This window comes from Actinosynnema pretiosum, from assembly GCF_002354875.1.
In the GTDB taxonomy this organism is placed as follows: domain Bacteria; phylum Actinomycetota; class Actinomycetes; order Mycobacteriales; family Pseudonocardiaceae; genus Actinosynnema; species Actinosynnema auranticum.
In genome coordinates, this window is record NZ_CP023445.1 from 60976 (window position 1) to 86430 (window position 25455).

Sequence of the window (25455 nt, forward strand, 5' to 3'; positions counted from 1 at the left end):
CGGAGGGGGCGGGGAGCCCGATCGGCTCCCCGCCCCCTCGCACGTCCACCGGACTACTGCTGGTGCCTGCGCAGCAGGGCCGCCGCCAGCAGCCGCCGCTCGGCGCCCGCCGTCTCCGGCCGCTCCTCGCCCTCCAGCGCCAGCCGCACCAGCGGCCACAGCCGCCGCTCCGCGCCCGCCAGCCGCTCCAGCCTCGCGGTCTCCCGCTCGCTCAGCAGGTCCTGGTTGCGCATCAGCAGCACGGTCGCGAACTGCGCGATCCGCCGCAGCTCGTGCTCCGTGATGTGGTCCAGCTCCGCCTGCCTGGCCTCCAGCAGGTCGACGCCGTGCCCGACGCCCGCGCCCGCCGCGGCCAGCCCGCGCAGTCCGGGCAGCCCGTCGGCCAGCCTCGGCACCTGCCAGCCGGTCACGTTCGCGCCGTGCTGCCGGTACGACTGGAGCGCCCGGTCCACGAACTCGATCCGGCCCACCGCCAGCGCCGTGGCCGCGATCCACTGGTCGTGGTACGCGGCGGGGGTGCCCGGCGGCAGCGGCAGCACGCGCTCGCGCAGCAGGTCGGCCCGCAGCACGGTCGCCGCGCCGGTGACCGTGTTCAGCAGCAGCAGCTGCTCCAGGTCGGTCCACTGGTTCGGCCGGTTCGTCCACGCGCTCTCGGCCACCACCGCGCCGCCGCCGTCGACCAGCCGCATGTCGCAGTACGCCAGCTGCACGGACGGGTCGGTGAACCGCTCCGCCATCACGGCCAGCTTGTCCGCGTCCCACACGTCGTCCTGGTCGGACAGCGCCACCAGGTCCGCGTCCACCGGCACCATGGCCAGCGCGCGCCCGAAGTTCCGGTAGAAGCCCACGTTCTCGGCGTGCTCGACCACCACGAACCGGGGGTCGCCCGCGGTCGCGCTGCGCAGCGCGGCCTTGTCGGTGGACCCGTCGTCGCTGATCAGGCACACCCAGTTCGAGTGCGTCTGGTCCTTGATCGACTGGATCTGCTCGTGGAAGTGCCCGCCCGGTGCGTTGTACGTCGCCAGGCACACCGCGATCCGGGGTCCCCCGCCCGGCCAGTCCACCGGGGCCGGCTCCGGCTCGTGCGGCACGCCCACCAGCTCGGGCAGCTCGCGGCGCAGCACCGTCGCGTCCGCCAGCTCCACCAGCAGCACCGGCCGCGCCGCACCGGCCCGCACCGGCAGCCGGACCCGGAAGCCCGTCCAGCCGTGCACGCCCAGCGCCGCCGCCACGTCCGGCCTCGGGTGGCCCGAGGTCGCCGGGAGCACCCGGCCGCCCAGCTCCACCGACACCGCGCGCACCGGCAGGTCGTCGTGCACCGCCCAGCCGTCCAGGTCCACGACCTGGCCCAGCCCGACCGGCACCTCGGAGGGCGCCGACAGCTGGTAGCGCAGCCCCGCGTCCCGCTCGCTCACCCGGCGCACCCGCCCGGCCAGCAGCGGCACCGCCGACGGCGCGACCTTGCCGACCCCGCGCAGCACCCGGTCCGGCTCCTCGCCGCCCCGGCCCAGCGCCAGGTCCCGCGCGCCCCGCACCAGCCGCGCGGCGGGCCACAGGTACCGGTTGCCCGCCCGCACGACGCTCGACGACGCCAGCTTGTCCAGCTCGGCCCGCAGCCGCGCGTTCTCGCCCGCCAGCTCCTCGGCCCGCGAGGACCGCTCGGCCAGCTCGCGCTCCACGCCGACCCGCTCGGACTCGGCGTCCGCGACCAGCATCAGCGCGTCGCCGAGCTGCTCGTCCGCCTTCGCCACCGCCCGCCGCAGGTGCGCGGCCTCGGCCGTCGCCTCCTGCCGGAGCCGCTCGACCTCGGCGAGCGCCGCCATGGCCTCCTCGCGCAGCCGCCTGGTCGCGTCCAGCGCGTCCTCGGCCCTGGCCACGTCGCCGCGCAGCTCGTCGGCCACCCCGCGCAGGTGCTCCCGGTCCGCCGCCGCGGCGGCGAGCTGGGTGAGCGGCGGCAGCTCCCAGGCCCGCGCCTGACCCGGCCGGTCCACGTCGCCGAGCAGCGCGGTCAGCACCTCGTCCGACGGCGTCCCGCTGACCAGCTCCTGCAACCGCGCCTCGGCAACCAGCAGCTCCGACCAGCGCTCCCGCGCCCGACCGGCCAGCCCGACCAGCCCGCACAGCCGCAGCGTCAGCTCGGCCGTGGTCAGCTCGGCCTCCCACGGGTGCGGCGCGCCGCTGCGGTGCACCTCGCGGGCGAACTCCAGCAGCGCCCGCACCAGCACCAGCTCGGCGTCGACGCCCTCGCCCGCGCACCACTCCAGGTCGATCCGCCTCGGCGAGCCGTCCGGGAGCAGCACCACGTTGCCGGGGTGCACGTCGAGCGCGTTCGCCGCCAGCACCGGGACGCCGGGCGTCCCAGGGAGGAACGGGTGCCTCGGCTGGTCGCCCAGCTCGGTCGCGCCCTCCTCGCAGCAGGACCGCCACAGCCCGAGCAGCCCGCGCAGCTCCTCCTCGTCGCCGCGCGCCAGCGCCTCCAGCAGCAGCGAGTCCAGCGGCCTTCCGGGCAGCAGCGGCTCGACGGCGGGCGCCTCCTGGCGCAACCAGCCCGACTCGGCGCCCGCGCCCTCGACCGCGCGCAGCTCCAGCGCGGGCGTGAGCACCCGCGAGCGCCGCCACTGCGGCAGCCGCGCCGAGTTCACCAGCCAGCCGAGACCCGGCCGGACGAACCGGCGCACCGCCTCGGGCGTGCGCGCGGCCACCACCAGGAACGACGGCGACACCGACGCCCCGAACCCCTCCACGACCGCCGCGCGGTGCAGCGAGCGGCCGGGCACCGCGCCGGTGGTGCCGCCGAACGCGCCGTACAGCGGGTCGCGCACCAGCTTGTCGACCAGGTCGACCGCGTCGCCCCGGCCGTGCACGTCGGCGTCCACGATCACGCGGGGCAGCTTGTAGTCCGGGTACGGCAGCATCCACCGCTGGGCCGTCAGGCCCGCGTTCGCCAGCAGCTCGGCCAGCTCCGCGCGCGGCCACGTCCGGGCGCCGCCGCGCGGGTAGTCCGCCAGACCGACCCACGACTTGCCGTGGTGGTCCTCGGGCCTGCCGGTCAGGTAGCCAAGACCGATCTTGTTCTCGATCGCCAGCACCAGCGCGCCGCCCGGCTCCAGCGCGCCGACCACGTCCTCCAGCAGCGCCTCGGGACCGTCGCCGTACACCGACGAGTACTCCAGGACGCCGCACAGCAGCGCCAGGTCGAACGGCCCGTTCAGGCCGATCTCCTCGGCGCCGCCGTCAACGATCCGCACGTTCGGCAGGTCCCGGCAGCGCTCCCGCGCCGCCTCGGCCCGCGCGGGCGTCCCCTCGACGCCCACCACGCCCGCGCCCAGCTCGCCCATCGCCCTGGTCAGCACGCCGGAGCCGCAGCCGAAGTCGAGCACCCTGGTGCCCTCGACCAGCTCGATCGGCGCGAGCAGCGCGGTGCGCTGGGGCGAGAAGTGGTAGATCAGCTCCCACGACGGCAGTGCGCGTGCCAGCTCGGCCGATCCGGCCGAGACGTCCGCAGCGCGACGGAGCCGGGACAGCACCTCGTCCTCGGCCCCGTCCGCGTACACGGGCTGCTCGACCATCAGGAGGTCGGGAACTGCTTCGCCACGCCGATGCCGAACTCCTGGAACTTCTTGATCAGCTCCTGGTCGTTCGGGCCGGGCGTGATCGGGGTCTGCGTGGTCGAGATCCGGACGACCTTGTCACCCGCCGCGTAGATCGCGCGGTAGATGCCGGGCTCGCCCTGGCGGATCAGCTGCTGCACCGTCGACTGCGCGGGCAGCTGGCCCTTGGCCCCGTCCACCATGCCGGTCTTGCCCTGCGCCGAGACCAGGCCCTCGACCAGCGCCTCGGCCTTGGCCTCGTCGCCGACCTCGAACACCATCGCGTCGTAGGTGAACGCGTCCTGCGTGCTGCCGACGAACGCGACCTCCTTGACGGCGGCCTCCTCGACGGCGGCGGCCTCGTCGGCGCTCAGCAGCTTCTCCTCGACCGCGCGCGCCAGCTCGACCGTGCCGTTGTTGGTGCTCGGCGTGCCGGGCGGGTCGGGCAGCAGGTCGATCGGCGCCTTGGTGGTGGTCGTGGTCGGCGCCGAGGTGGACGACTGGGGGGCGGGCGTGTCGCCGCCCTTGGCCGAGTCGTCACCGGAGCCGCTGAAGCCGAAGAACCACACCGCGCCACCGATCAGCGCCACCACCAGCACGACGCCGATGATCGCGAAGACCTTCTTGCCGCCGCCGGACGAGCCCTCGTCGAACACCTCGGGGCCCTGCCGCAGCCAGTTGTCGCTCGACGCCGACGCCCACGGCGCGGACGTGTCCCCGCCACCGCCCTGCCACGGCGGCATCCCGCCGCCCTGCTGCGGGCCGCCGAACGCGCCGGGCTGCGGGAAGCCGCCCGCCGGGGAGGGCTGGCCGTACTGCGGGGCCATCCCGCCGTTCGGCACGACCTGGGTGCGGTCCGAGTCGCCGGGCCGGTTGCCGCCGCCGGGCACCACCTGGGTGGCGTCCGGGTTGTGGCCGGGGCGGTTGCCGCCGCCGGGCACGACCTGGGTGGCGTCCGGGTTCACCGGCTGGATGTACTGGGTGGCCCCGGTGCTGGTGCCGGTGGGGCCGTTCGAGGGCCCGCCCGAGGGCTGCTGCGCCTGCCACTCCTGCGGCGGCGCTGGCTGGGCGGCGGGTTGGGCCGAGGACAGCACCTGGTCCCGGCGGGTCCGGTAGTCGTCGGCCGAGATCCGCCCTGCGGCAAGCTCCTCGTCCAGCTTGCGCAGTTCCTCCTGCCAGTTCACGCCGGCAGCCCCTTTCCCACGTTCGGAGCGAACTCCGCCATTGTGCACGGGCGGTTGCCCGCGCTCGATTCCCACTGCCAACTCGTGACCTGCCCGCACGACCCCGGTTCCGGGGACGTGGTCACCGGCCCCGGTGGCGCGCGCTGTCGTACCGGCCCAGCGCCCGCACCGCGACCTTGCGCAGCAGCGGGACCACCAGCTGGGGCTTCGCCTCGGGGGCCGCCTGCGCCCGCGCCGGGGCCCTCCGCTCCCGCCACGTCCGGTGCGCCTGCTCGACCCGGTCGCGCACCCACGCCGCGGCGGCGTCCTCGCCCCTGGTGCGGCGCAGGTGCTCCCTGGCGGCCAGGCCGCGCTCGGCCGCGCGCGCGGGGTCGTCGGCGACCTCGCGCATGGCCGTCGCGGCCACGTCCAGGTCCGGGTCGGCCCACAGCGCGTCCGCCGGGTAGGGCGGGGAGCCGGGACCGACCGGAACCGGTTCGGCGGGCACGAGCCAGCAGTTCTCCCGGTCGACGAACTCGGCGGTGCCCGAGTAGTCGGTGGTGATCACCGGCAAGCCCATCGCCATCGCCTCCGCGACGGTGAAGCCGAAGCCCTCCGCGCGGTGGAGAGAAACGTAGCAGTCGCTCCCGGCGTAGAGGTCGTGCAACTCCTCGGCCGTGAGGTAGCGCTCAAGCAGCGTCACCCTCGGGTCACCCGCGGCGGCGGAGCGCAACCGCTCCAGCCCGGCCACGTGCCGCTCGCCGTTGATCACCTTCACGACCAGCTCGACGTCCTCGCGGCCTGGGAACGCCCGGCGGAACGCCTCGATGGCGCCGAACGGGTTCTTGCGCTCCACCAGCGAGTTGAAGTCCATGGCGAACAGGAACCGCACCGGCCCGCCCGCGCGGGACTCCACGGCGGGGCGCTCGCGGATCGGGATCGGGAACACCCGCACCGGCTTGTCGGTGTGCGGGGCGATCGCGGCGCGGCAGTACTCGCTGATGGTCCACACCTCGTCGACGCAGTCGAACTCGTGCATCGCCTCGGGGAACTCCTCCAGCTCCCACGACCACACGCCGATCCGGTAGCGCTCGTGCACCACCTGCGGGTGCTGCTCGGACACCGCGCGCACCAGGTCGGCGTTCACGCACAGCACGCTCACCGGGTACACCGGCGCGCTCTCCTCGGGCCGGTCGACGTCGGTCCGGTTGACCACCATCGCCTCCTCGACCACGGGAGCCACGTCCAGGCCGGACCGGGACAGCGCCGAGTTCAGCACCCGGCCCAGCTCGCCGACGCCCAGCACGGCGGTCAGGTGGCCGAGCAGGTTCACGCCGAGCCGGTCCTGCGGCGGCGTCGGCGGGTCGGTAGGCGCGGGGACGGCCCACTCGGGCAGCACGCCCTCGGCGGGCGCGGACTCGCGGCACCAGTGCGCGAAGCCGGGGTGCGCCGGCCTGCCGAACACGGCCTGCAGGTCGGGGCGGCTCTCCCACACGGCCTGGGTGAAGCGGGTGGTGCCGCCCAGCTCGCCGGGGCCGTTGAGCCAGTCCCGGAACTCCGCGCCGGTGAACGCGTGCGGCGGCGCGGCGGGGCGCTTGGCGCGGCGCGGGTCGGTGGAGGCGAGCACGGCGGCCCGGTAGGTCCCGCGCAGCAGCGGCGTGAGGGGGGTGCCGTCGGGCAGCTCGTCCAGCCAGGTCGGCAGCACCTCCTCCTCGTCCAGGTGCCCGGCCCCGATCAGCAGGTCGGCGTACTCGCGCACGAGCGGGACCAGGTCGGGGCGCTCGGACAGCAGCGCGGCGGGGCGGTCGAGCAGCAGCGAGCTGAGCACCCACGGGGCGCGCGGTTCGAAGCCGAGGAGGTCCACCACCTTCGGTTCGACTCCGGGGCGCTCGAAGGCGTTCCACGCCGTCAGCACCAATCCGGGGTCGGCGGAGACCTCGTGCGGGACGAGGGACAGCGCCTGGTCGAACCAGTCCTGGTCGCTCAGCGCGTCCCGGTCGAACCGGACGGCCCGGAACGCGGCGACCGCCTCGACCCAGGCGTCCAGCAGCGACTCGTCGTCGGTGGACAGGTAGCCGGGGTTGAGCACGCCGGTGCCGATCAGGCGCGCCTCGGCCGACTCGGCGGCCTCGCCGGTCAGCGGGCGCAGCAGGTGCGGGGCGACGACGGTGCCGCGCTGCTCGCCGATCGGGGCGGTGACGAACGAGGTGGGGCTGAACCAGGTGACCCTGGAGGCGTTCCTGAGCTGCTCGCGCAGCAGCCACGGCTTCACCGCGTCGACCAGCTGCGGCAGCGGGTGCGCGGTGGCCAGGCCGAGGAACTCGTCGCCGGACGGGCCGATCAGGTCGGGGCCGACGAGGGTGACGCCGTCCGCGCCGCGCCTGCCGCCGTCCTCGCCGTCCAGCACGGCGATGGTGAACCGGTGGCCGGGGTGGTGGGCGAGGTAGGACCTCGCGAGCACCAGCGCGGACGGCAGTCCGCTCTCGGCGGTGGCGGTGCAGGCGACCGGCGTGTTCATGGCCCTCACTTGTTCGCGGCGGGGAGCGCCCCCGGAGGTGTGCTGCGGCATTCGTTGCCACGCGGCCACCGGATTCTCCCCCACTCCGCTCCGGGGGTCAGCGGAAACGGGTGCGCGGTCTCGCGGGTCCCGCAGGGCGGGAGCGCCGCCGGGGTCGGGGCGCCCTGCGGGAGGGCGGCCGGCCCGCGGTGGCGCGGTGGTGCGGCGGGGCGCGCCGCGGCGGGGAGCCGTCCGGTCACCGGCCGCCCTGCTCAGCGCGAGACCACGTAGGTGAACGACTCCCACTCCTCGCCCGCCGCCTCGTCCGGGACGGCCGCGATGACCTCGGCGCCGCAGTGGCCGAACAGCGCCTGCACGAACTCGGTGTGCAGCGCGTGCATCTCGATCTGCTCGCCGGGGTGAGCCTCACCCGCCGGGGTTACCTCCGAAGGTGGGGCGGGTGCGGCGGTCACCGTGATCGGGACGCGCGCGGGCGTCCCACCCGCGCTCTCCCACCAGGCCACCATCTCGTGCACCAGGTCCAGTTCCAGCACCAGCTCGCCCGCGCGGGGCGCGGTGACCGGGACGCCGACCTCGAACGACTCGCCCGGCGCGACCATCGCGGGCAGCCCGGCCCGGCCGTCGTCCAGCAGCACGACCTCGTCGCCCGACCGCCAGTGGTTGCCCAGCTTGATCGTCTTGGTGCCCGGCCACGGGTGCTCGCTCAGGTTCGTCACCCTGGCCCGGACCAGCGCGGACTGCCCGACCCCCAGCACCGAGGGCGCCTCCAGCACCTCGATGTCCGCCCGGTACGCCTCCTCGGGCATCGGCACGGGCGCGCGCCGGGCGCTCGGGATCTGCACGACCAGCGTCCCGCCCGGCCGGACCACCCGCAGCAGCTCCAGCAGCGCGCCGATCTGCACCCACGGGCGGGCGTGCTGGAGCACGATCAGGCTCAGCGCGCCGTCGAACGAGGCGTCCTCGAACGGCAGCAGCCGCCCGTCGTAGTGCACGAACTCGACCCGGTCCGGGTTCCGGTTCAGCTCGCGGGCGCGGGCGACCATGGTGGAGGCGATGTCGACGCCCACCACGCGGTCGGCGTGTGCGGCCAGCGCGTTGGAGAGCCTGCCGACGCCGCAGCCGAAGTCGAGCACCCGCGACCCGAGGGTGCGCTCGCCCAGGAGCGTCCGGACCTGGCCGACGGCCTCGGGGCCGGTCTTCATGAACTCCTCGACGTCCCAGCGGCCGTCCCGCCTGCCGGGGTCGGTCAGCACGGCCCACAGCGGGTCGACCCCGCCGAGCTTCTCCCAGGTGTCGCGCAGCACGTCGAGCGCCATGCCCGCCGCCTCTCCTCGATCCTCGACCTTCGACCCGCGCGCCTCGGCGAGCGCGGTGTGAACGACTTCGCCCCGCGGGCAGATGCTCGCACAGCCCCGCGGACGGCCGGTTGATCTTCTGACCTGCGCGCGACGCCGCGCGCGGTGCCCCTTCGGGGACGCGAACCCGCCGTCCCGCTCGTGTTCCACGTGAAACACCGCTCTGCGGAAAGCGCTGGTCAGCGGCACCCGGTGCGGCCGAACGGGCGATCGTCGTCGGTGAGCTGGACGTCCCCCGCCTTCGCCGATCGCGCCGGGACGAGGGGCTGCGTCGGAGCGGGTTCAGTGGTGCGGGCACGCCGTCGTGCGGCCCCCCGGTGCGGCGGAACCGCCATTCCGATCACCCGTGGGGGGCTGTTCTTCACCCCTCCGCGCGACACCGGCGGGTGCGAGGGCGGGCGGCGCCGTGGAATCGGGGGCGCCTCCCCCGGGAGGACTGCGGATCGCGGGTTCCTCCGGGAAGGGCCGTCCCACCGCGGTGGCCTGAGCCGGTTCCGCGGTCGCGTCACCCGGCCGGGTGGTTCCTCCGCGTGGACCCGGCCTGGTCGTCCCGGCCGGTCGCTACTTCTTGGTCAGGATGGTCGGCCCCACGATCCGGCGGGCGATCCGGCGCAGCTTGCTCTTCCGGGCGACCGGTTGGGCTTGCTGGCGCTGCGCCGGGGGGACGGTCCCCGGCCCGGCGGCCGGAACGGCCGGGATGATCGGGGCGACCGGCGCGATGCGGATCGTCGGCTGGTCGTAGTTCGGCTTGGACTGGTCAGACTCATGGCTGAACGTCACGTGCGCGATCTTGCCAAACGGGTGCCGATAACCCGAACGGTCACCCCACCCCCGTGTGGGCAAGCCCACACGGGGGTGAAGGTTCATCCGATCAGGCGAGAGCGGCGTCGAGGGTGATCTCGACCCCCGCGAGCGCCTGGCTCACCGGGCAGTTCTTCTTCGCGGTCTCGGCCGCCTCGGCGAACGCGTCCGCCTCCAGGCCGGGGACGACCGCGCGCACGGTCAGCGCGATGCCGGTGATGCCCGTGCCCGGCTTGAACGTGACCTCGGCGGAGGTGTCCACCTGCTGCGGCGGGGTGCCCGCCTGGGCGAGGCCGTGGGACAGCGCCATCGAGTAGCACGAGGAGTGGGCTGCGGCGATCAGCTCTTCCGGGCTGGTCTTGCCATTGGCCTGCTCGGCCCGCGACGGCCAGCTCACGTCGTAGGTGCCGATGCCGGAGGACTCCAGGGTGACGGTGCCGTCACCCTCCATCAGGCTGCCCTTCCAGTGGGTGGTGGCCTTGCGAACGGTCGCCATGCGCAACTCCGTGGTCGAGTGGGAACTTTCGGTGACCAGCTAAGCACCTACCGCGAAGGGCGCGCAGCGCGCGGAACAGCCGACACGCCGGGAGGGCGGAGATCACCGGGACCCCGGAACGCGGAAGAGGCCGGTACCCGACTGGGTACCGGCCTCTTCCGGAGAGCGGATGACGAGACTCGAACTCGCGACCCTCACCTTGGCAAGGTGATGCGCTACCAACTGCGCTACATCCGCCTGACCACTTGCTGTCTGACAGGGAGAACTCTAGACCATGGGTCAAACCGCCCGTTCACCGGGGGTGCCCGAACCGCTCAGCAGCCGGTCTACCTCGGACAACCGCTCCTTCGACCACCGCCACTCCCACAGCGGCCGGACCTTGTCCACGACCTCGGTCGGCAGCCAGGGCGCGACCGCGTCCCTGAGCTCCCACTCGTCGAACACGTGCTCGTAGAAGCTGACCACCGCCGCGTTCGCCAGGAACTGCTCCTGGCGGAAGCACCAGTGGGCGAACCCGTAGACCCTGGTCAGCAGGTCGCGGTCGTCCTCGCGGTGCCCGTCGAGCGCCAGTTGCCACAGCTCGGTCAGGAACACGTGGCAGGACCACGACTCGCGCTCGACCACCGCGGTCAGCTCCGGCAGGAGTGACGCGGCTCTCGTTCTCCAGTCGGCCACGGGGCGGACGCTACCGCCCCGAAGTGCCCCGTGGGGGCCCTCTCTCCGGGCGACACCCCGAGCCGTGACCGGGTCGTCACCGTGCGCGCTGCACCGGAACAGCCGCATCGGTTGACCCGAACGGCCCACGACGAGCGGTCGGTCTTCGGTGCCGGGGCCACGAGGCTTCGGGGTCGCCCCACCCCGCTGTGGCATCTTGGCGATCGGAGCGCGACTCGGGCTGGAGGTGCCGGGCGGGATGGCCGACGAAGCCGATGTCGACCGGGAACTGCTCGCGAGGGTCCGCGCCGGGGACGACGCCGCGTTCGGCGAGCTGTACTCCCGGCACGCGGACGCCGTCCGCAGGTTCGCCCTCCGCCACGTCCGCGAGCACGCCGAGGCCGACGACCTCGCCGCCGAGGCGTTCTTCCGGGTGCTCCAGGCCATCCGCCGGGGCAGCGGCCCCACCGAGCACGTGCGCACCTACCTGCTGACCACCGCGCGCCGGGTCGCCTGGGAGTGGAGCGGGCGCAGGCGCGACGTGCCGGTGGAGGACGAGGAGCTGAGCAGGCGGGTCGAGCCGTTCCCCGACGCCACCGCCAGCCGGGCCGAGCACACCCTGATCTCGCGGGCGTTCACCAGCCTGCCGGAGCGGTGGCGCAGCGTGCTGTGGCAGGTCGAGGTGGAGGGCGTGCGGCCGTCCGCCGTGGCGCCCGCGTTCGGGCTCAGCCCCAACGCGATGGCGGCGCTGGCCAGGCGCGCCCGCGAGGGGCTGCGGGCCGCGTACCTCCAGGCGCACCTGGCCGACGACCGGGGGCCGCGCGCGTGCCACTCGGTGGTGGCCAAGCTGGGCACGTACACGGCGGGCGGGGTGCAGGGCGCGGAGCAGGCGCGCATCCGCAAGCACCTGCGGACCTGCTCGTCCTGCAACGCGCTGCACGCCGAGCTGGCCGAGGTCTGCTCGACGCTGCGCGCCCACGCGGGCCTGCTCGCCGCGCCCGCGCTGCTGTCGCTGGCGTTCGCGCCGCAGGTCGCCGCCCCGGTGGCGGGCAAGGTGAAGCTGGCGCTGACCGCGGCCTCGGTGGCGGCGGTCGGGGTGTTCGGCGTGGTGGCGGGCGCGCTCGACGGCGGTCCGGGGCCCGCGCTGGTGCAGCCGGGGCCGTACGCGCTGCGCACCACGGTGGACGACCCGCCGACGCCCCGCCCGAGCGTGACGCTGACCGGGACGGCCACCAGCCTCCCGCCGACCGGGGACGGCGCCGCGCGCCCCGCGACCTCGAACCGGCCGTCGGGCGGCGGTGGGCGAGGGCCGCTCACCGGTGGTGACCGGGTCGGGCCGCCGACCGGCGCGCCCCAGACCACCCGGCAGCAGTCCGGCGAGCCGCCGTCCGGCGGTCGGCCCCCCGGCGACCCCGCGTCCCGCGAGCCGGGTTCCGGGCAGGCCGAGCCGCCGACCACCACGAGCTCGACCCCCGGCGCGCTGGAGGACCCCGGCACCACCGCGCTGAGCACGCCGGACGACCCGGACCAGCCGGGCGAGGAGGACCCCGAGCCGCCCGGCACGATCACCACCGGTCAGGAGCCCGACCTGGGGCCCGGCCCGTCGGTGCTCCAGAGCCCGGAGCAGGCGGTCACGCCGACCACGGTCACCCTGCACCCCCGGACGGTCTACCCGGTGGGCTGAACGGCCGCCGTTGATCACAGCGCGCCACCGGCGGCGGGCGCAGGGTTCACCCCAGTGGCTCACGTCCCTAGGGGTACCGTTGAAGCACGCTGAGTGATCGCTCGACGTCTGAGGAGACGGTTGATGACGCGGCTGGTGCGCGGTGCGGACGGCCGGATGTGGACGGTTCGCAGCCAGGTCGAGTGGCGCAACCCCGCCGCCGACGCCGACTTCGAGCACGACGTGAGCGGCGGTCAGGGCCCCGGTGTGCTGATGCTCGCCATCGTGGCCGCCATGGGCGTGCTGCTCGTGGCGTGGACCCCGGAGCAGGTCGTCGTCCCGGCGTGGCTCGGCCTCGCGCTGGTGATGATGTTCCTGTTCTTCCCGGTCCGCTGGGCGATCCGCAGGCCGCACCTGGTGGTCGCCGAGTCCAAGGCGACCGGCGACGACCTGCCGCCCGAGCGCTGGGTGGGCCACGTGCGCGGCGTGCTGAACGTGCGCGACGAGGTCGGCAACATCGCCAGGAAGATCGAGATGTACTCGCTCCCGGACATCGACGGTCCGCTGCAGCCGGTCGACTGACCAGGGGGCGCGGCCCCTCCCCGGCGGGTGATCGCGAGCGCCGGACGTCCCGCCCGCGGTGTCGGAGCCGGTTCGCCCGACCAACGACACGCCCGGAATGCGTTGCCCGCCAATGGAACCGGTGATCGACCCGACCGACCCGCAACCGGAAAACCGCAGGCCGGGCGGTGATTCCCGGCGCCCGAGCCCGATCGTCCCACGATGATCGGGGTGAGACCCCTTGCCTGGAGCACGCCGACCCCACAGCATGGACGGCGTGCGCGATCTCCTGACCGAGCGGGCGGTGCTCGGCGTCATCGCCACCCTGGCCGTCCTGGGGCTGTTCGTGATGCTCTGCCGGGCGCGCAGGGTGAGCACCTCGGTCGAGGACGCCGTGATGGACATGCTCCACCGCATGTCGAAGGCGTCGGCCGACCTGAGGGAGGGCCTGACGGCGGAGGCGGCGGACAAGGCCACCCCGCACCTGCGGGAGATGCTGCGCTGCGTCGCGGTCGGCATCACCGACAGCACCGGCAGCGTGCTGTCCTGGGACGGCGGCGCGGCGGACCACTACGAGCTGATGCGCGAGCACATAGAGCAGGCGATCCGCGAGGTGCACAAGGAGCACGTCGAGCACCGCAAGCTCGACTGCGACCTGTCCGGGCCGTGCCCCATGCACAGCGCCGTGATCGTGCCGCTGATCGTGGAGTCCGAGGTCGCGGGCACGCTGATCGTGGTCAGCGGGGTGCCGAACAAGCGGCAGATCCGGATGGCGGAGGAGACCGCGCGGTTCGTCTCCACGCAGCTGGAGCTGGAGGTGCTGCAGAAGTCCCGGCAGGCGCTCGCGCAGGCCGAGGTCCGGGCGCTGCGGGCGCAGATCTCGCCGCACTTCGTCTACAACGCGCTCAACACCATCTCGTCGCTGATCCGCACCGACCCGGTGTACGCGCGGGAGCTGCTGCAGGAGTTCGCGGAGTTCACCCGCTACTCGTTCCGCACCGACGGCTTCTTCACGACGCTGTCGGACGAGCTGACCAACATCCACCGGTACCTGACCATCGAGCAGGCCCGGTACGGGGCGCGGCTGGAGGTTTGGCTGCGCATCGCGCCCGAGGTGCTCCAGGTCGTGCTGCCGTTCCTGTGCCTGCAACCGCTGGTGGAGAACGCGGTCCGGCACGGGCTGGCCAAGAAGCCCGGCGGCGGGATGCTCACGATCACCGCCGAGGACAACGGGGCCGAGGCGCTGATCAGCGTCGAGGACGACGGCGTCGGCATGGACCCGGAGCGGTTGTTCGAGGACCTGAAGGACGCGCACCAGACCGGGGCGCACGTCGGGCTGGGCAACATCAACCACCGGATGCGGGCGGTGTTCGGCGACGACTACGCGCTGGTCGTGGAGACCGCGCCGGAGGCCGGGATGAAGATCATCCTCAAGGTCCCCAAGTACCGGCAGGGCGTCCGGCCCAACCTGACCCTGGTGGCCCCGCGCGTGGAGGAGACCGGGGAGCAGGCCGTGCTGCGCGCGTGAGGCGCTAGCGCGCGGCGACGGCCAGCGCGGTCACCAGCATCACCCCGCACACCGCCCAGGTGATCCACATCCAGTAGACGTGCATCGCGCTGGGGCCGTCCGCGTTCTTCCGGCCACGCTCGTCCCACCACTCGACGTAGCGCTCCAGCCAGCGGATCGGGTTGAACGTCACCAGCCGATGCTAGCGCCGGAACGTCAGTAGGCTCGGGACCATGAGCGTGACCGACAAGATCGCTTCGCGACTCCCGAAGATCGTCGGCGACCGGGTCGACCGCAGCCCGGTCGTCGCCGCGGTCCGGCTGCACGGGGTCATCACCCCGAACCCCGGACCGGTCGCCGCGCGCGGCAGCCTGAACGCCCAGTCCGTCGAGTCCGCGCTGACCCGCGCCTTCGAGCACGAGCGCCTGGTCGCCGTGGCGCTGCTGGTGAACTCGCCCGGCGGCGCCCCGACCCAGTCCGCGCTGATCGCCGACCGGATCCGCGAGCTGGCCGCGAAGCGCCGGGTGCCCGTGCTGGCGTTCTGCGAGGACGTCGCGGCCTCCGGCGGCTACTGGCTGGCCTGCGCCGCCGACGAGATCCACGCGCACCCCACCTCGCTGGTCGGCTCCATCGGCGTCGTCAGCTCCGGGTTCGGGCTCACCGGGCTGATGGAGCGCTTCGGCGTCGAGCGCCGGGTGCACAGCGCGGGCGAGAGCAAGGTGCGGCTCGACCCGTTCCAGCCGGAGAAGGCCGAGGACGTGGCCTGGCTGGAAGCCCTCCAGTCCGAGCTGCACGGGCAGTTCAAGGCGTGGGTCACCGAGCGCAGGGGGCGCAGGCTGGCCGCCGACGCGCCCGACCTGTTCACCGGCGAGGTCTGGACCGGGGCCAGGGCGCTGGAGCTCGGGCTGGTCGACGGGCTGGGCACGCTGCGCGGCGTCATCGGCAAGCGCTACCCCGACGCCGAGATCGCCATCGCCGAGCCCCGCAGGAACCTGCTCAGCAGGCTCGGCGTCGGCAACGCGGCGTCCACACGATCGGGTGACTTCGTGACGCAGGCGCTGGCGAGCCTGGAGGAGCGCGCGCGCTGGTCCCGATTCGGCTTGTGAACCCCTCGTCGGCGTGACGCGGGCCCGGCGCGCGGTCCCCGGCGTGGACACGACCCCACCCTGATCGGCAAGATGCGCGGCACAGTGAGTACGCCAATGAGCTCCGGCCTCCTCGTCCTGGCGGTGGACGACGAGGCGCCAGGTCTGGACGAGATCAAGTTCCTGCTGGAGAGCAGCCCGCACATCCGCCGCGTGCTGACCGCGTTCGACGCGGCGGAGGCGCTGCGCATCCTCAGGGGCGACTACGACACCGAGGTGATGGAGCGCCAGGAGGCGGGCCAGCCCCCGGTGGACGCGGTGTTCGCCGACATCAACATGCCCGGTCTGAGCGGCACCGACCTGGCCCGCGTGCTCGGCGCCTTCCGCGCGCCGCCCGCGCTGGTGTTCGTCACCGGCGTCGAGCACTCCGAGGCCGTGGTGGCGTTCGACGTCGGCGCGGTCGACTTCGTGACCAAGCCGATCAACAGCGACCGGGTCAACAAGGCCATCGCGCGCGTGGTCGACCGGGTCAACTCGGTGTCGGCGGCTGCCGCCGCGCCGGAGCCGAACGCCGCCGACTCCCAGGACGACGAGGTCATCCCGGTCGAGCTCGGTGGAACGATCAAGCTCGTGCCGAGGGCCAGCGTCCGCTACGTCGAGGCCCAGGGCGACTACGCTCGGCTGCACACCAACGACGGCCAGAGCCACCTCGTGCGCATCCCGCTGGCCCAGCTGGAGGAGCGCTGGGAGAACGCGGGGTTCGTGCGCATCCACCGCTCCTTCCTGGTCGCGCTGCCGCTGGTGACCGAGCTGCGGATGACGTCCAACGGCTACGCGGTGGTCATCGGCAGCGGTGAGGGGGCGAAGGAGCTGCCGGTGAGCCGCAGGCACACCAGGGACCTGAAGGAGCGGATCGTGCGCCCGCCGAAGGGCAACTGGGGATGAGCGAGCAGCCCGGACCGCCTGCGGAGCAGCCCGCGCCCGGCGAGCCCGCGCCCGCGCAGGGCCGCAAGCCCCGGCGCAGGCGCGTCGTGCTGGCCGACCCCAAGGGCCGGGGCCGGGTGCTGCGCACGATCATCGAACTGGAGGAGCAGACCAGCGTCGGCGAGAAGCTGGTCCGCGACCTGATCAGGCAGCAGCTGCGCACCGCGTTCGTGCTCGGCGGCGGGACGCTGCTGGCCGTCGCGCTGCTGCCGCTGCTGTTCTACCTGGTCGACCTGTCCGAGGTGCAGCTGTTCGGGGTGCGCCTGCCGTGGCTGCTGCTCGGGCTGGTGCCGTTCCCGCTGTTCTACCTGGTCGGGCTGCTCAGCCGCAGGCAGGCCGAGCGGCACGAGCGCGACTTCGTCAGCATGGTCGACCGCTGAGCCATGGTGCAGAACCTGTGGAGCCTGAGCCTGGTCGCCGTGGTCGCGGTGGTCACGTTCCTGCTGGGCTACGTGGGTTCCCGCCGGGCCAACACCACCCCGGACTTCCTGGTCGCCCGGCGCGCGGTGCCCGCCACCCGCAACGCGGCGGCGATCTCCGGCGAGTACCTGTCGGCGGCCTCGTTCCTCGGCGTCGCCGGGCTGATCCTCAAGGACGGCGTCGACGCGCTCTGGTACCCGATCGGCTTCACCGCGGGCTACCTGGCGATGATGCTGTTCGTCGCCGCGCCGCTGCGCCGCTCGGGCGCGTACACCCTGCCCGACTTCGCCGAGGCGCGGCTCGGGTCGCGCAAGCTCCGGCACTTCTGCACGTTCTTCGTGGTGTGCATCGGGGTGCTGTACCTGGTGCCGCAGCTGCAGAGCGCCGGGCTGACGCTGAACACGATCACCGGGCTGCCCGCGTGGCTGGGCGGCGTGCTGGTGACGCTGATCGTGGTGGCCAACGTGCTCGGCGGCGGGATGCGGGCGATCACGCTGGTCCAGGCGTTCCAGTACTGGGGCAAGCTGTTCGCCATCTCGGCGCCGACGTTCGTGCTGTTCGCGGTGTTCCTGGCCGGGCCGGGCAACAGCGCGCAGTCCGTGGACGCCGAGGGCGTGCTGCTGTTCCACGAGCCGGTCACCGTGACCACCGTCGACCCGGTGCGGCTGGAGGTGACCTCGCTGACCAAGCTGCACGTGGTCGGCGAGGTGGACGGGGCGCGCGCGGACGGGCCCGCGTACTGGGGGCCGGACGCGGGGGGCGCGCCGAAGGTGTACTCGGTGGCCAAGGGCACCGAGCTGAGGTTCACGGCGGGCTCGCCGGTGCCGGTGGTGGAGGGCGCGCCGAGCGCGAACGACGTGTGGCTGCGCCCGCAGACCGACGGGCTGGGCGGGCTGTTCGAGACCTACTCGCTGATCTTCGCGACGTTCCTGGGCACGATGGGGCTGCCGCACGTGCTGGTGCGGTTCTACACGAACCCGGACGGGAAGGCGGCGCGGCGCACGGCGCTGCACGTGCTGTACCTGCTGGGGCTGTTCTACGTCTTCCCGACCGTGCTCGGGGTGATCTCCCGGCTGTACCTGCCGCAGCTGCTGGTGACCGGCAAGACCGACGCGGCGGTGCTGCTGCTGCCGCACACGGTGCTGCCGGGGGTGCTCGGGCAGATCCTGGGCGCGGTGGTGGCGGCGGGCGCGTTCGCGGCGTTCCTGTCCACCTCGTCCGGGCTGGTGGTGAGCGTGGCCGGGGTGGTGTCCACGGACATCCTGCGCGGCAAGGTGCGGGACTTCCGGTGGGCGACGGTGCTGACCGGCGCGGTCGCGATCGGGCTCGCGCTGCTGCTGCCGCGCAGCGACGCCTCGCTGACCGTGGCGATGTCGTTCGCGCTGGCCGCGTCGACGTTCTGCCCGCTGCTGCTGCTGGGCATCTGGTGGCGCGGGCTGACCTGGGTCGGCGCGGTGGCCGGGCTGGTCGTCGGCGGCGGGCTGGTGATCCTGTCGCAGGTGGTGACGGCGGTGAGCAAGGCGACGGGGGACTGGGCGCCCGCGCTGCTGGCGCAGCCCGCGCTGGTGACGGTGCCGATCGCGTTCCTGACCATGGTCTGGATCAGCAAGCTGACCGAGCCGAGCAAGCCCGCGGACGTGAACCAGGTGCTGCTGCGGCTGCACGCGCCCGACCGGCTGGGGTTCATGCGCGACCGGGGGGCGCGGTTCGCGTCCGGCGGCGCGCGCAGGGCGGGCGAGGGGCAGCACCGGGGCGCGGCCGGGGCGGAGGGCTGAGCGGGCGGACGAGGGGTGCGGGACGTGCGCTGGTCGGCCAATCGGCAGCGCCAACCGGGTGGTGGGGTTCACACCGTCCGGTGAACGGTGATGTTGCTCACCGCGTTATCCCTTCGTCTCACTTTCCCTACCGCTCGTCGCATCACTCGACAGTTGGGCGCAATAGCACGTTCAGGGACTACCCGGAGTGACCTACGTCTCTTTACGGTCCTCGGCGTACCAGAACGCACCAGGAGGACTTACGTGCCGTTCATGCCGCCGACATCGTCGCCGAGTACGCGAGGAGGGGACCTGTGAGCACCACCGAGGACTCCGCCGGGCCCACCCCCGGTTCCCCCGACAGCACCGACTGGGTGGCGGTGCAGTCCAGCCCCGAGTTCACCGAGCTGCGCCGCAGGCTGCGGACGTTCGTCTTCCCCATGGCGGGCCTGTTCCTGACCTGGTACGTGCTCTACGTGCTGCTGGCGGACTACGCGCACGGGTTCATGTCGACCAAGCTGGTCGGGAACGTCAACGTGGGCCTGGTGCTCGGGCTCCTCCAGTTCGCGTCCACGTTCGCGATCACCGCGCTGTACGTGCGGCACGCGAACCGGAACCTCGACCCGACCGCCGAGAAGATCCGGCACGAGCTCGAAGGGGGCGACGCGTGAACACCAACGCCGTCCTGAACATCGGCATCTTCGGGCTCTTCGTCGCGGCGACCCTGGTCGTGGTCATCCGGGCCAGCCGCAACACCAAGACCGCGGCGGACTACCTGGCGGCGGGCCGCGCGTTCACCGGCCCGCAGAACGGCATCGCCATCGCGGGCGACTACCTGTCCGCCGCGTCGTTCCTGGGCATCGCGGGCGCGATCGCGGTCTACGGGTACGACGGGTTCCTGTACTCCATCGGCTTCCTGGTGGCCTGGCTGGTGGCGCTGCTGCTGGTCGCGGAGCTGCTGCGCAACACCGGCAAGTACACGATGGGCGACGTGCTGAGCTTCCGGATGCGCCAGCGCCCGGTCCGCGCGGCGGCGGCCACGTCGACCATGGTCGTGTCGTTCTTCTACCTGCTGGCGCAGATGGCGGGCGCGGGCGGCCTGGTGGCGCTGCTGCTCGGCATCACCGGCAAGGGCGGCCAGGCGATCGTGATCGCGGTGGTCGGCGCGCTGATGATCGCGTACGTGCTGATCGGCGGCATGAAGGGCACCACCTGGGTGCAGATCATCAAGGCCGTGCTGCTGATCGTCGGCGCGGGCGTGATGACCGTCTGGGTGCTGGCGAAGTACGGGTTCAACCTGTCCACGCTGCTCGGCGCGGCGGTCGACAACGCGCCGAAGGCGGGGGAGAAGCTGCTCGGGCCGGGCCTGCAGTACGGGGCCACCGGCACGACGAAGCTGGACTTCCTCTCGCTCGGCCTCGCGCTGGTGCTCGGCACCGCGGGCCTGCCGCACATCCTGATGCGCTTCTACACGGTGCCCACCGCGAAGGAGGCGCGCAGGTCGGTCGTGTGGGCGATCTGGCTGATCGGCCTGTTCTACCTGTTCACCCTGGTCCTGGGCTACGGCGCGGCGGCCCTGGTCGGCCCCGACAAGATCAACGCGGCGCCGGGCAAGGCGAACTCGGCGGCCCCGCTGCTGGCCGAGGCGATCGGCGGCCCGCTGCTGCTGGGCCTGATCGCGGCGGTCGCGTTCGCGACGATCCTCGCGGTCGTCGCCGGGCTGACCATCACCGCGTCGGCGTCGTTCGCGCACGACATCTACGCCAACGTGATCAAGAAGGGGCAGGTGGAGGACAAGGACGCGGAGGTGAAGGTGGCGCGGCGGACGGCCATCGTCATCGGCGTCGTGTCCATCCTCGGCGGCATCGCGGCGAACGGCCAGAACGTGGCGTTCCTGGTGGCGCTGGCGTTCGCGGTCGCGGCGTCGGCGAACCTGCCGACGATCCTGTACTCGCTGTTCTGGAAGCGCTTCAACACGGCGGGCGCCCTGTGGAGCATCTACGGCGGCCTGTCGGTGACCCTGGTGCTGATCGTCCTGTCGCCCGCGGTCTCCGGCAAGCCGACCTCGATGTTCCCGACGATGGACTTCGACCTGTTCCCCCTGTCGAACCCCGGCATCATCTCGATCCCGCTGGCGTTCCTGCTGGGCTACCTGGGCACGGTCCTGTCGAAGGAGAAGAACCCGGCGAAGTACGCCGAGATGGAGGTCCGCGCCCTGACCGGCGCCGGTGCGGAGAAGGCCACCTCGCACTGACGGACCCGACCCGCCGAACACCCGGAGGGCCGTCCCCGCTGCAGGCGGGGGCGGCCCTCCGGCGCGCGGGCCGCGATCCCCGCCGCAGCGGGCGTCGATCCCCCACCGGGGGCGTCGAACGCGCGCGCCACGCGAGTTGTGGCTTCATGCCCTCCCGATGCCACCCGTGGCAGCATGTCCCGTGTGACGGTTCCCAGCGTTGAGGTGTCCGACGTTCCCGCCGAGCTGCCCGAGGGCGCCGTGCTGCTCGACGTGCGCGAGGTCGACGAGTGGGCCGCCGGGCACGCTCCCGGTGCGGTGCACATCCCCATGAGCGAGCTCGCCGGGCGGCTCGGGGAGGTGCCCGAGGCGGACGTCGTCTACGTCGTCTGCCGGATGGGCGGGCGGTCGGCGCGGGTCACGGAGTACCTCAACGCCAACGGGTGGGACGCCGTGAACGTCGACGGCGGGATGCAGACCTGGGCGATGCAGGGCAGGCCGATGGTGGGCGAGCTGCCCGACGTGGAGCCGGAGGTCATCTGACGTGCGACCGCTTCAGCCGATGCGGGTGGACTGGGTGGCGACCCCGCCGCCCGGCGCCTACCCCGCCCGCCGGTTCGGCGGCGCCCGGCGGCCCTACGCCGGACCCCCGTCCTACCCGGTGCCGCCGCGCTGGGGCTTCCCGCTGCTCGCCTGGCGCTGGCCCACCTCGGTCGCGCTCGACGAGGCCCGCCCGCTCGACCGCGTCGACCGGGTGCAGCGCCTCGCCCGCACCGCCTCCCAGGCGCTCGGCCTCGCCGGGATGACCGCGCTGTGGGCAGCGGGCAGCGAGCTCTGGCGCTACACCCTGCTCCTGCTCAGCCGCACCGGCGCGCTGTCCGCCACGACGGTCGGCGTCTCCGACGCCATGGTCGTCGCCGCCTCGGCCGTCGCCGGGATCACCTCGGCCATCGCGCTCGTCCTGTCCTTCCTGTGGGTCCGCGCCGCCCGCGCCGCCGCCGCTGCCGCCTCCGGCTACGCCCCCTCGCGCTCCGAGCGCGAGCTGGTGCTCGGCCTGGTCGTCCCCGGCGTGAACCTGGTCGTCCCCGGCTCGGTGCTCGCCGAGCTGGAGCACGCCGCCCTCCGGCTGCCCGCCGACGCCCGCCCCAAGCCCTCCAAGCTGCTGCTCCGCTGGTGGGCGCTCTGGGTGACGTCCGCGCTGTTCTTCGCCCTCACCGTCGCCTGGTCGTTCCGGGACAGCGTGCAGGCCCTCGCCGACGGCGTCCTCCTGCACGCCGTCTCCGACCTGCTCGCCGCGGGCGTCGCGCTCACCACCGCCGTCGTGGTCCGCAGCATCACCACCCTGCTCCTGCCGCTCGACCCCGCCTCGCTGCGCCGGATGCGCGTCGTCGGCGTGAAGGGCGCCCCGGCGCCCGAGCTGCGCGCGATCAGGGCATCCGGTTCCCCCAGGTAGCCCCTCCGCCGCCGCGCGTTCCCCGGAGTTCACCCGGAGTCCCCCGAACAGGCCCTGAGCGGGGACCGCCCGCTCTGCCACGGTGAGGTCATGCGGGCACTGGGCGCGGCACTCGTGGTGATGCTCCTGCTCCCCGGCGCGGCCTCGGCCGGAGCCGGGACCGGAGGAGCCGGGCACGGGCACGGCAAGCGCGACTTCGACCTCCAGGCCCACCGGGGCGGCATCGGGCTCACCGTCGAGAGCACGCTCGCCGCGTTCGCCAAGGCCCTGGAGGTCGGCGTCACCACCCTGGAGCTGGACGTCCAGATCACCAGGGACGGCCGCGAGGTCGTCACGCACGACCGCAGGACCAACCCCGCCAAGTGCGTCGACACCGCCCCCGCCCGCCCCGGCGACCCCGAGTTCCCCTACGCGGGCAAGTACGTCAAGGACCTGGACTTCGCCCAGGTCCGCACGCTCGACTGCGGCTCCCGCCGCTCGGCCCAGCACCCGGACCAGGAGCTCTCGCCCGGCGCCCGGATGCCCACCCTCGCCGAGGTGTTCGCCCTCGCCCGCCGCTACCGGGCGCACGACGTCCGGTTCAACGTGGAGACCAAGGTCGAGGCCGCCGCGCCGCACGAGACCGCGCCCCGCGAGCAGTTCGTCGACGTCACCTGGCGCGAGATCCGCCGCTCCGGCTTCGAGCGCAACGTGACCATCCAGTCCTTCGACTGGGGGACCCTGATGCTGTGGCGGAAGGTCGCCCCGCGACTGCCGGTGATCGCCCTGACCCAGCCCGAGTTCCTCGCCCCCGGCTCGCCCTGGACCGGCGGCCTCGACCTGGCCGACTTCGGCGGCAGCCCGGCCCGCGCCGCCCGCAGCTTCGGCGCCTCCGCGCTGTCCCCGGTGCACGGCAACCCGCAGAACGGGAAGGTCGGCGACCCCGACTACGTCCCGTTCACCACCGGGGCACTGGTCGAGGACGCGCACCGGAACGGGCTGGAGGTCGTCCCGTGGACCGTCAACGACCCCGCCACCATGCGCAAGCTCATCCGCGACGGCGTGGACGGCCTGATCACCGACTACCCGGACCGGCTGCGCGCCGTCCTGGCGGACCTGGGCTACCGCCTGCCCCAGCGCCACCACCGCTGAGCGCCACCACCGGCGGCGCGGCAGGGGCTCAGCCCGCGCCCAGCGGCAGCTCGTGCAGCCCCCGGATCACGAACTCCTCCCGCCGCCTCGGCTCCGCCGCCAGCTCCATCCCCGGCAGCTTGCGCCGCAGCGCGTCCACCGCCGCCTGCACCTCGATCCGGGCGAGCGGCGCGCCGAGGCAGTAGTGGATGCCCATGCCGAACCCGAGGTGCTGGTTGGGCGTGCGCCCCACGTCGAACTCGTCCGGCCGCTCGAACACCTCCGGGTCGCGCGCCGCCGCGCCGAGCAGGGCCGCGATCTTCGCGCCCTCCTCCACCACGTGCCCGGCGATCTCCACCCGCCTGGTCGCGGTCCGCTCGAACAACTGCAGCGGCGAGTCGTACCGGATCAGCTCCTCGACGGCGGTCTCCAGCAGACCGGGGTCGGCCACCAGCCGCTCCCACTGGTCGCGGTGCCCCACCAGCGCCAGCACCCCGTTGCCGATCACGTTCACGGTCGCCTCGTGCCCCGCCATCAGCAGCAGCACCGCCGTGGCCACCAGCTCGTCCTCGCTCAGCCGGGCCCCGTCCGAGTCGGTCACCGCGACCAGGTCGGACACGAGGTCGTCGCCCGGCTGCCGCCGCCGCAGCGCCACGACCTCCCGCAGGTACGCCACGAACTCCCGCGCCGCCCGCTCCGCCGCCGCCCGCTTGTCCTCGGGCAGCCCGTGCTCGTACATCTTCACGATCGCGTTCGACCACGGCTGGAGCAGCGACCGCTCCGAGTGCGGCACCCCCAGCAGCTCGGCGATCACCTCCACCGGCAGCGGCCCGGCCACGTGCTCCAGCAGGTCGGCCGACCCGTCCGCGCGCACCCGCTCGACCAGCCCGTCGACCAGCCGGTCCGCCAGCTCCGCGATCCGGGGCCGCAGCCGCTCCACGTGCCCGCGCCCGAACGCCGCCGACACCAGCCGCCGCAGCCGGGCGTGCGTCGCGCCCTCGTTCTCCAGCAGCGAGTTCCGGTGCAGCAGGTTGAACGAGGCGAACTCCTCCAGCGGCTTGGCGTCCGTCCACAGCCTGCCGAGGCTCCGGTGCCGCAGCACCGCCGACGACGCGGCGTGGGACACGGCGACCGCGAGCCCCATCCCGTCGTGCCAGTGCACCTCGCCCTGGGCGCGCAGCGCGGCGAAGACCGGGTACGGGTCGGCGATGAAGGAGGGGTCGTTCTGGTCGAAAGGCGCCACGACCCCGGACGGTAGGTCTTGAGGACCGCTCGCGTCCATCGGAAACGCGACACCCGTCCGAAGGGACGGCCGACCGTGACCCGATGGGGGTCCCGCCCGCTGTGACCCGCGCGGCGAGCGCTTGCCGCCACCCGCGACCACCGGGGAGCATCCAGGCCCGTGTCCCCCGAAGTGGTCGCCCACCGAGGCGCCTCCGCGGCCCTGCCCGAGCACACCCTCGCCGCCTACGAGCTGGCGATCGCCGAGGGCGCCGACGCGCTGGAGTGCGACGTCCGCCTGACCAGGGACGAGCAGCTGGTCTGCGTCCACGACCGCACCGTCTCCCGCACCAGCGACGGGCGGGGCGCGGTCGGCGCGCTCACCCTCGCCGAGCTGCGCGCGCTCGACTTCGGCTCCTGGCACGGCGGCGACCCGGCCCCCGTGCTGACCTTCGCGGAGCTGGCGGGTCTGGCCGCCGACCACGGGACCGCGCTGTTCGTGGAGACCAAGCACCCGGTGCGCACCGGCGGCCTGGTGGAGGCCAGGCTCGCCGAGGAGCTGGCCCGGCACTCGCTGGACGTGCGCATGATGTCGTTCTCCGCGCTCGCGGTGCGCCGCTTCAAAGCGCTCGCCCCCACCGTCCCCACGGTCTGGCTGCTCGACCGGCTGTGGCCCCAGCGGCTACCCGAATGGGCGGATCTGCCGGGGCCCGGCGTGTCCCTGCTGCGCCGCTCGCCGGGCCGCGGCCGGGGCGCTTACTGCTGGACGGTGGACACCGCGCCCGACATCGACCTGTGCCGCGAGCGGGGCGTGCGCTACCTGGCGACCAACCACCCGGCGCGAACCCGCAAGATCCTTGCGGCAGACTTGGCCCCCTGAACCAGGA

22 protein-coding genes and 1 tRNA gene are annotated in these 25455 nt (G+C 73.8%); 13 read left to right on the forward strand and 10 right to left on the reverse strand.

The genetic code is table 11. The features are described from left to right. Positions 1–53 precede the first annotated feature (53 nt). The 8 genes from CNX65_RS37650 to CNX65_RS00325 form a co-directional block, all read right to left on the reverse strand. Positions 54–3569: a glycosyltransferase gene (locus CNX65_RS37650; protein WP_096490964.1), complete on the reverse strand. Its 3516-nt coding sequence runs from the start codon at positions 3567–3569 to the stop codon at positions 54–56. Beyond that, the gene (locus CNX65_RS00295; protein ID WP_096490965.1) at positions 3569–4774 is read right to left on the reverse strand and encodes a flagellar basal body-associated FliL family protein; all 1206 of its coding nucleotides are present in this window, start codon (positions 4772–4774) and stop codon (positions 3569–3571) included. Before CNX65_RS00295 ends, CNX65_RS37650 begins: the two co-directional genes overlap by 1 nt. A 121-nt stretch (positions 4775–4895) precedes the next feature. Beyond that, a complete protein-coding gene (locus CNX65_RS00300) occupies positions 4896–7271 on the reverse strand; it encodes a glycosyltransferase family 4 protein (protein WP_096490966.1) in 2376 nt (791 codons plus the stop codon). 251 nt (positions 7272–7522) lie between these two features. Then, positions 7523–8587: a class I SAM-dependent methyltransferase gene (locus CNX65_RS00305; RefSeq protein WP_096490967.1), complete on the reverse strand. Its 1065-nt coding sequence runs from the start codon at positions 8585–8587 to the stop codon at positions 7523–7525. 600 nt (positions 8588–9187) lie between these two features. Then, positions 9188–9406 (reverse strand): hypothetical protein, encoded by a 219-nt coding sequence (locus tag CNX65_RS00310; protein WP_096490968.1) that lies wholly within the window; start codon positions 9404–9406, stop codon positions 9188–9190. A 91-nt stretch (positions 9407–9497) separates the two neighbouring features. Continuing rightward, a complete protein-coding gene (locus tag CNX65_RS00315) occupies positions 9498–9923 on the reverse strand; it encodes an OsmC family peroxiredoxin (protein WP_096490969.1) in 426 nt (141 codons plus the stop codon). Positions 9924–10087: 164 nt separating this feature from the next. Beyond that, positions 10088–10160 (reverse strand) — tRNA-Gly (locus tag CNX65_RS00320). 42 nt (positions 10161–10202) lie between these two features. Further along, entirely contained in the window at positions 10203–10598 is a 396-nt protein-coding gene (locus tag CNX65_RS00325) for a DUF7674 family protein (RefSeq protein ID WP_096490970.1), read from the reverse strand. A gap of 238 nt (positions 10599–10836) precedes the next feature. Between CNX65_RS00325 and CNX65_RS00330 the strand changes: the two genes are divergently transcribed. From CNX65_RS00330 to CNX65_RS00340, 3 genes are all read left to right on the forward strand, one after another. Then, entirely contained in the window at positions 10837–12261 is a 1425-nt protein-coding gene (locus CNX65_RS00330; protein ID WP_232519652.1) for a sigma-70 family RNA polymerase sigma factor, read from the forward strand. A gap of 123 nt (positions 12262–12384) precedes the next feature. Next, on the forward strand, positions 12385–12822 hold the full coding sequence (locus CNX65_RS00335; protein WP_096490972.1) for a DUF983 domain-containing protein: 438 nt from the start codon (positions 12385–12387) through the stop codon (positions 12820–12822). Positions 12823–13069: 247 nt separating this feature from the next. Continuing rightward, positions 13070–14329, forward strand: a complete 1260-nt coding sequence (locus CNX65_RS00340; RefSeq protein ID WP_096490973.1) for a sensor histidine kinase — start codon at positions 13070–13072, stop codon at positions 14327–14329. Positions 14330–14333: 4 nt separating this feature from the next. Here CNX65_RS00340 and CNX65_RS35910 read toward each other — a convergent pair whose 3' ends face one another. After that, positions 14334–14501, reverse strand: a complete 168-nt coding sequence (locus CNX65_RS35910) for a hypothetical protein (protein ID WP_012782702.1) — start codon at positions 14499–14501, stop codon at positions 14334–14336. A 40-nt stretch (positions 14502–14541) separates the two neighbouring features. On the opposite strand from CNX65_RS35910, the gene CNX65_RS00345 reads away from it, so the two are divergent. From CNX65_RS00345 to CNX65_RS00385, 9 genes are all read left to right on the forward strand, one after another. Further along, on the forward strand, positions 14542–15414 hold the full coding sequence (locus CNX65_RS00345) for a S49 family peptidase (protein WP_096490974.1): 873 nt from the start codon (positions 14542–14544) through the stop codon (positions 15412–15414). Positions 15415–15510: 96 nt separating this feature from the next. Next, on the forward strand, positions 15511–16338 hold the full coding sequence (locus tag CNX65_RS00350) for a LytR/AlgR family response regulator transcription factor (protein WP_096490975.1): 828 nt from the start codon (positions 15511–15513) through the stop codon (positions 16336–16338). Next, positions 16335–16757, forward strand: coding sequence for a hypothetical protein (locus CNX65_RS00355; protein WP_096490976.1), 423 nt, complete (start codon positions 16335–16337; stop codon positions 16755–16757). Before CNX65_RS00350 ends, CNX65_RS00355 begins: the two co-directional genes overlap by 4 nt. Before the next feature lie 3 nt (positions 16758–16760). Continuing rightward, complete coding sequence (locus CNX65_RS00360) at positions 16761–18572, forward strand: sodium/solute symporter (RefSeq protein WP_096490977.1); 1812 nt, start codon at positions 16761–16763, stop codon at positions 18570–18572. A 293-nt stretch (positions 18573–18865) separates the two neighbouring features. Beyond that, entirely contained in the window at positions 18866–19222 is a 357-nt protein-coding gene (locus tag CNX65_RS00365; protein ID WP_096490978.1) for a DUF485 domain-containing protein, read from the forward strand. After that, complete coding sequence (locus CNX65_RS00370; RefSeq protein WP_096490979.1) at positions 19219–20805, forward strand: solute symporter family protein; 1587 nt, start codon at positions 19219–19221, stop codon at positions 20803–20805. Before CNX65_RS00365 ends, CNX65_RS00370 begins: the two co-directional genes overlap by 4 nt. A gap of 174 nt (positions 20806–20979) precedes the next feature. Continuing rightward, positions 20980–21327 carry a rhodanese-like domain-containing protein gene (locus tag CNX65_RS00375; RefSeq protein ID WP_096490980.1) on the forward strand — a complete coding sequence of 116 codons (348 nt, stop codon included), beginning with the start codon at positions 20980–20982 and terminating at the stop codon, positions 21325–21327. Between the two features lies 1 nt (position 21328). Beyond that, complete coding sequence (locus tag CNX65_RS00380) at positions 21329–22237, forward strand: DUF4328 domain-containing protein (protein WP_096490981.1); 909 nt, start codon at positions 21329–21331, stop codon at positions 22235–22237. A 90-nt stretch (positions 22238–22327) separates the two neighbouring features. Beyond that, the gene (locus CNX65_RS00385; RefSeq protein ID WP_096490982.1) at positions 22328–23368 is read left to right on the forward strand and encodes a glycerophosphodiester phosphodiesterase family protein; all 1041 of its coding nucleotides are present in this window, start codon (positions 22328–22330) and stop codon (positions 23366–23368) included. Positions 23369–23396: 28 nt separating this feature from the next. On the opposite strand, the gene CNX65_RS00390 is transcribed toward CNX65_RS00385, so the two are convergent. After that, entirely contained in the window at positions 23397–24629 is a 1233-nt protein-coding gene (locus CNX65_RS00390; RefSeq protein ID WP_096490983.1) for a cytochrome P450, read from the reverse strand. Between the two features lie 120 nt (positions 24630–24749). On the opposite strand from CNX65_RS00390, the gene CNX65_RS00395 reads away from it, so the two are divergent. Then, positions 24750–25448, forward strand: a complete 699-nt coding sequence (locus CNX65_RS00395; RefSeq protein WP_096490984.1) for a glycerophosphodiester phosphodiesterase — start codon at positions 24750–24752, stop codon at positions 25446–25448. Positions 25449–25455 lie beyond the last annotated feature (7 nt).

Excerpts from the sequence above, each read along its gene's own strand:
- CNX65_RS37650 (WP_096490964.1), bottom strand. The coding sequence starts at position 3,569 with ATGGTCGAGCAGCCCGTGTACGCGGACGGGGCCGAGGACGAGGTGCTG.
- CNX65_RS00300 (WP_096490966.1), bottom strand. The coding sequence starts at position 7,271 with ATGAACACGCCGGTCGCCTGCACCGCCACCGCCGAGAGCGGACTGCCG.
- CNX65_RS00305 (WP_096490967.1), bottom strand. The coding sequence starts at position 8,587 with ATGGCGCTCGACGTGCTGCGCGACACCTGGGAGAAGCTCGGCGGGGTC.
- CNX65_RS00315 (WP_096490969.1), bottom strand. The coding sequence starts at position 9,923 with ATGGCGACCGTTCGCAAGGCCACCACCCACTGGAAGGGCAGCCTGATG.
- CNX65_RS00330 (WP_232519652.1), top strand. The coding sequence starts at position 10,837 with ATGGCCGACGAAGCCGATGTCGACCGGGAACTGCTCGCGAGGGTCCGC.
- CNX65_RS00335 (WP_096490972.1), top strand. The coding sequence starts at position 12,385 with ATGACGCGGCTGGTGCGCGGTGCGGACGGCCGGATGTGGACGGTTCGC.
- CNX65_RS00340 (WP_096490973.1), top strand. The coding sequence starts at position 13,070 with ATGGACGGCGTGCGCGATCTCCTGACCGAGCGGGCGGTGCTCGGCGTC.
- CNX65_RS00345 (WP_096490974.1), top strand. The coding sequence starts at position 14,542 with ATGAGCGTGACCGACAAGATCGCTTCGCGACTCCCGAAGATCGTCGGC.
- CNX65_RS00350 (WP_096490975.1), top strand. The coding sequence starts at position 15,511 with ATGAGCTCCGGCCTCCTCGTCCTGGCGGTGGACGACGAGGCGCCAGGT.
- CNX65_RS00355 (WP_096490976.1), top strand. The coding sequence starts at position 16,335 with ATGAGCGAGCAGCCCGGACCGCCTGCGGAGCAGCCCGCGCCCGGCGAG.
- CNX65_RS00360 (WP_096490977.1), top strand. The coding sequence starts at position 16,761 with ATGGTGCAGAACCTGTGGAGCCTGAGCCTGGTCGCCGTGGTCGCGGTG.
- CNX65_RS00375 (WP_096490980.1), top strand. The coding sequence starts at position 20,980 with ATGTCCCGTGTGACGGTTCCCAGCGTTGAGGTGTCCGACGTTCCCGCC.
- CNX65_RS00385 (WP_096490982.1), top strand. The coding sequence starts at position 22,328 with ATGCGGGCACTGGGCGCGGCACTCGTGGTGATGCTCCTGCTCCCCGGC.
- CNX65_RS00390 (WP_096490983.1), bottom strand. The coding sequence starts at position 24,629 with ATGGACGCGAGCGGTCCTCAAGACCTACCGTCCGGGGTCGTGGCGCCT.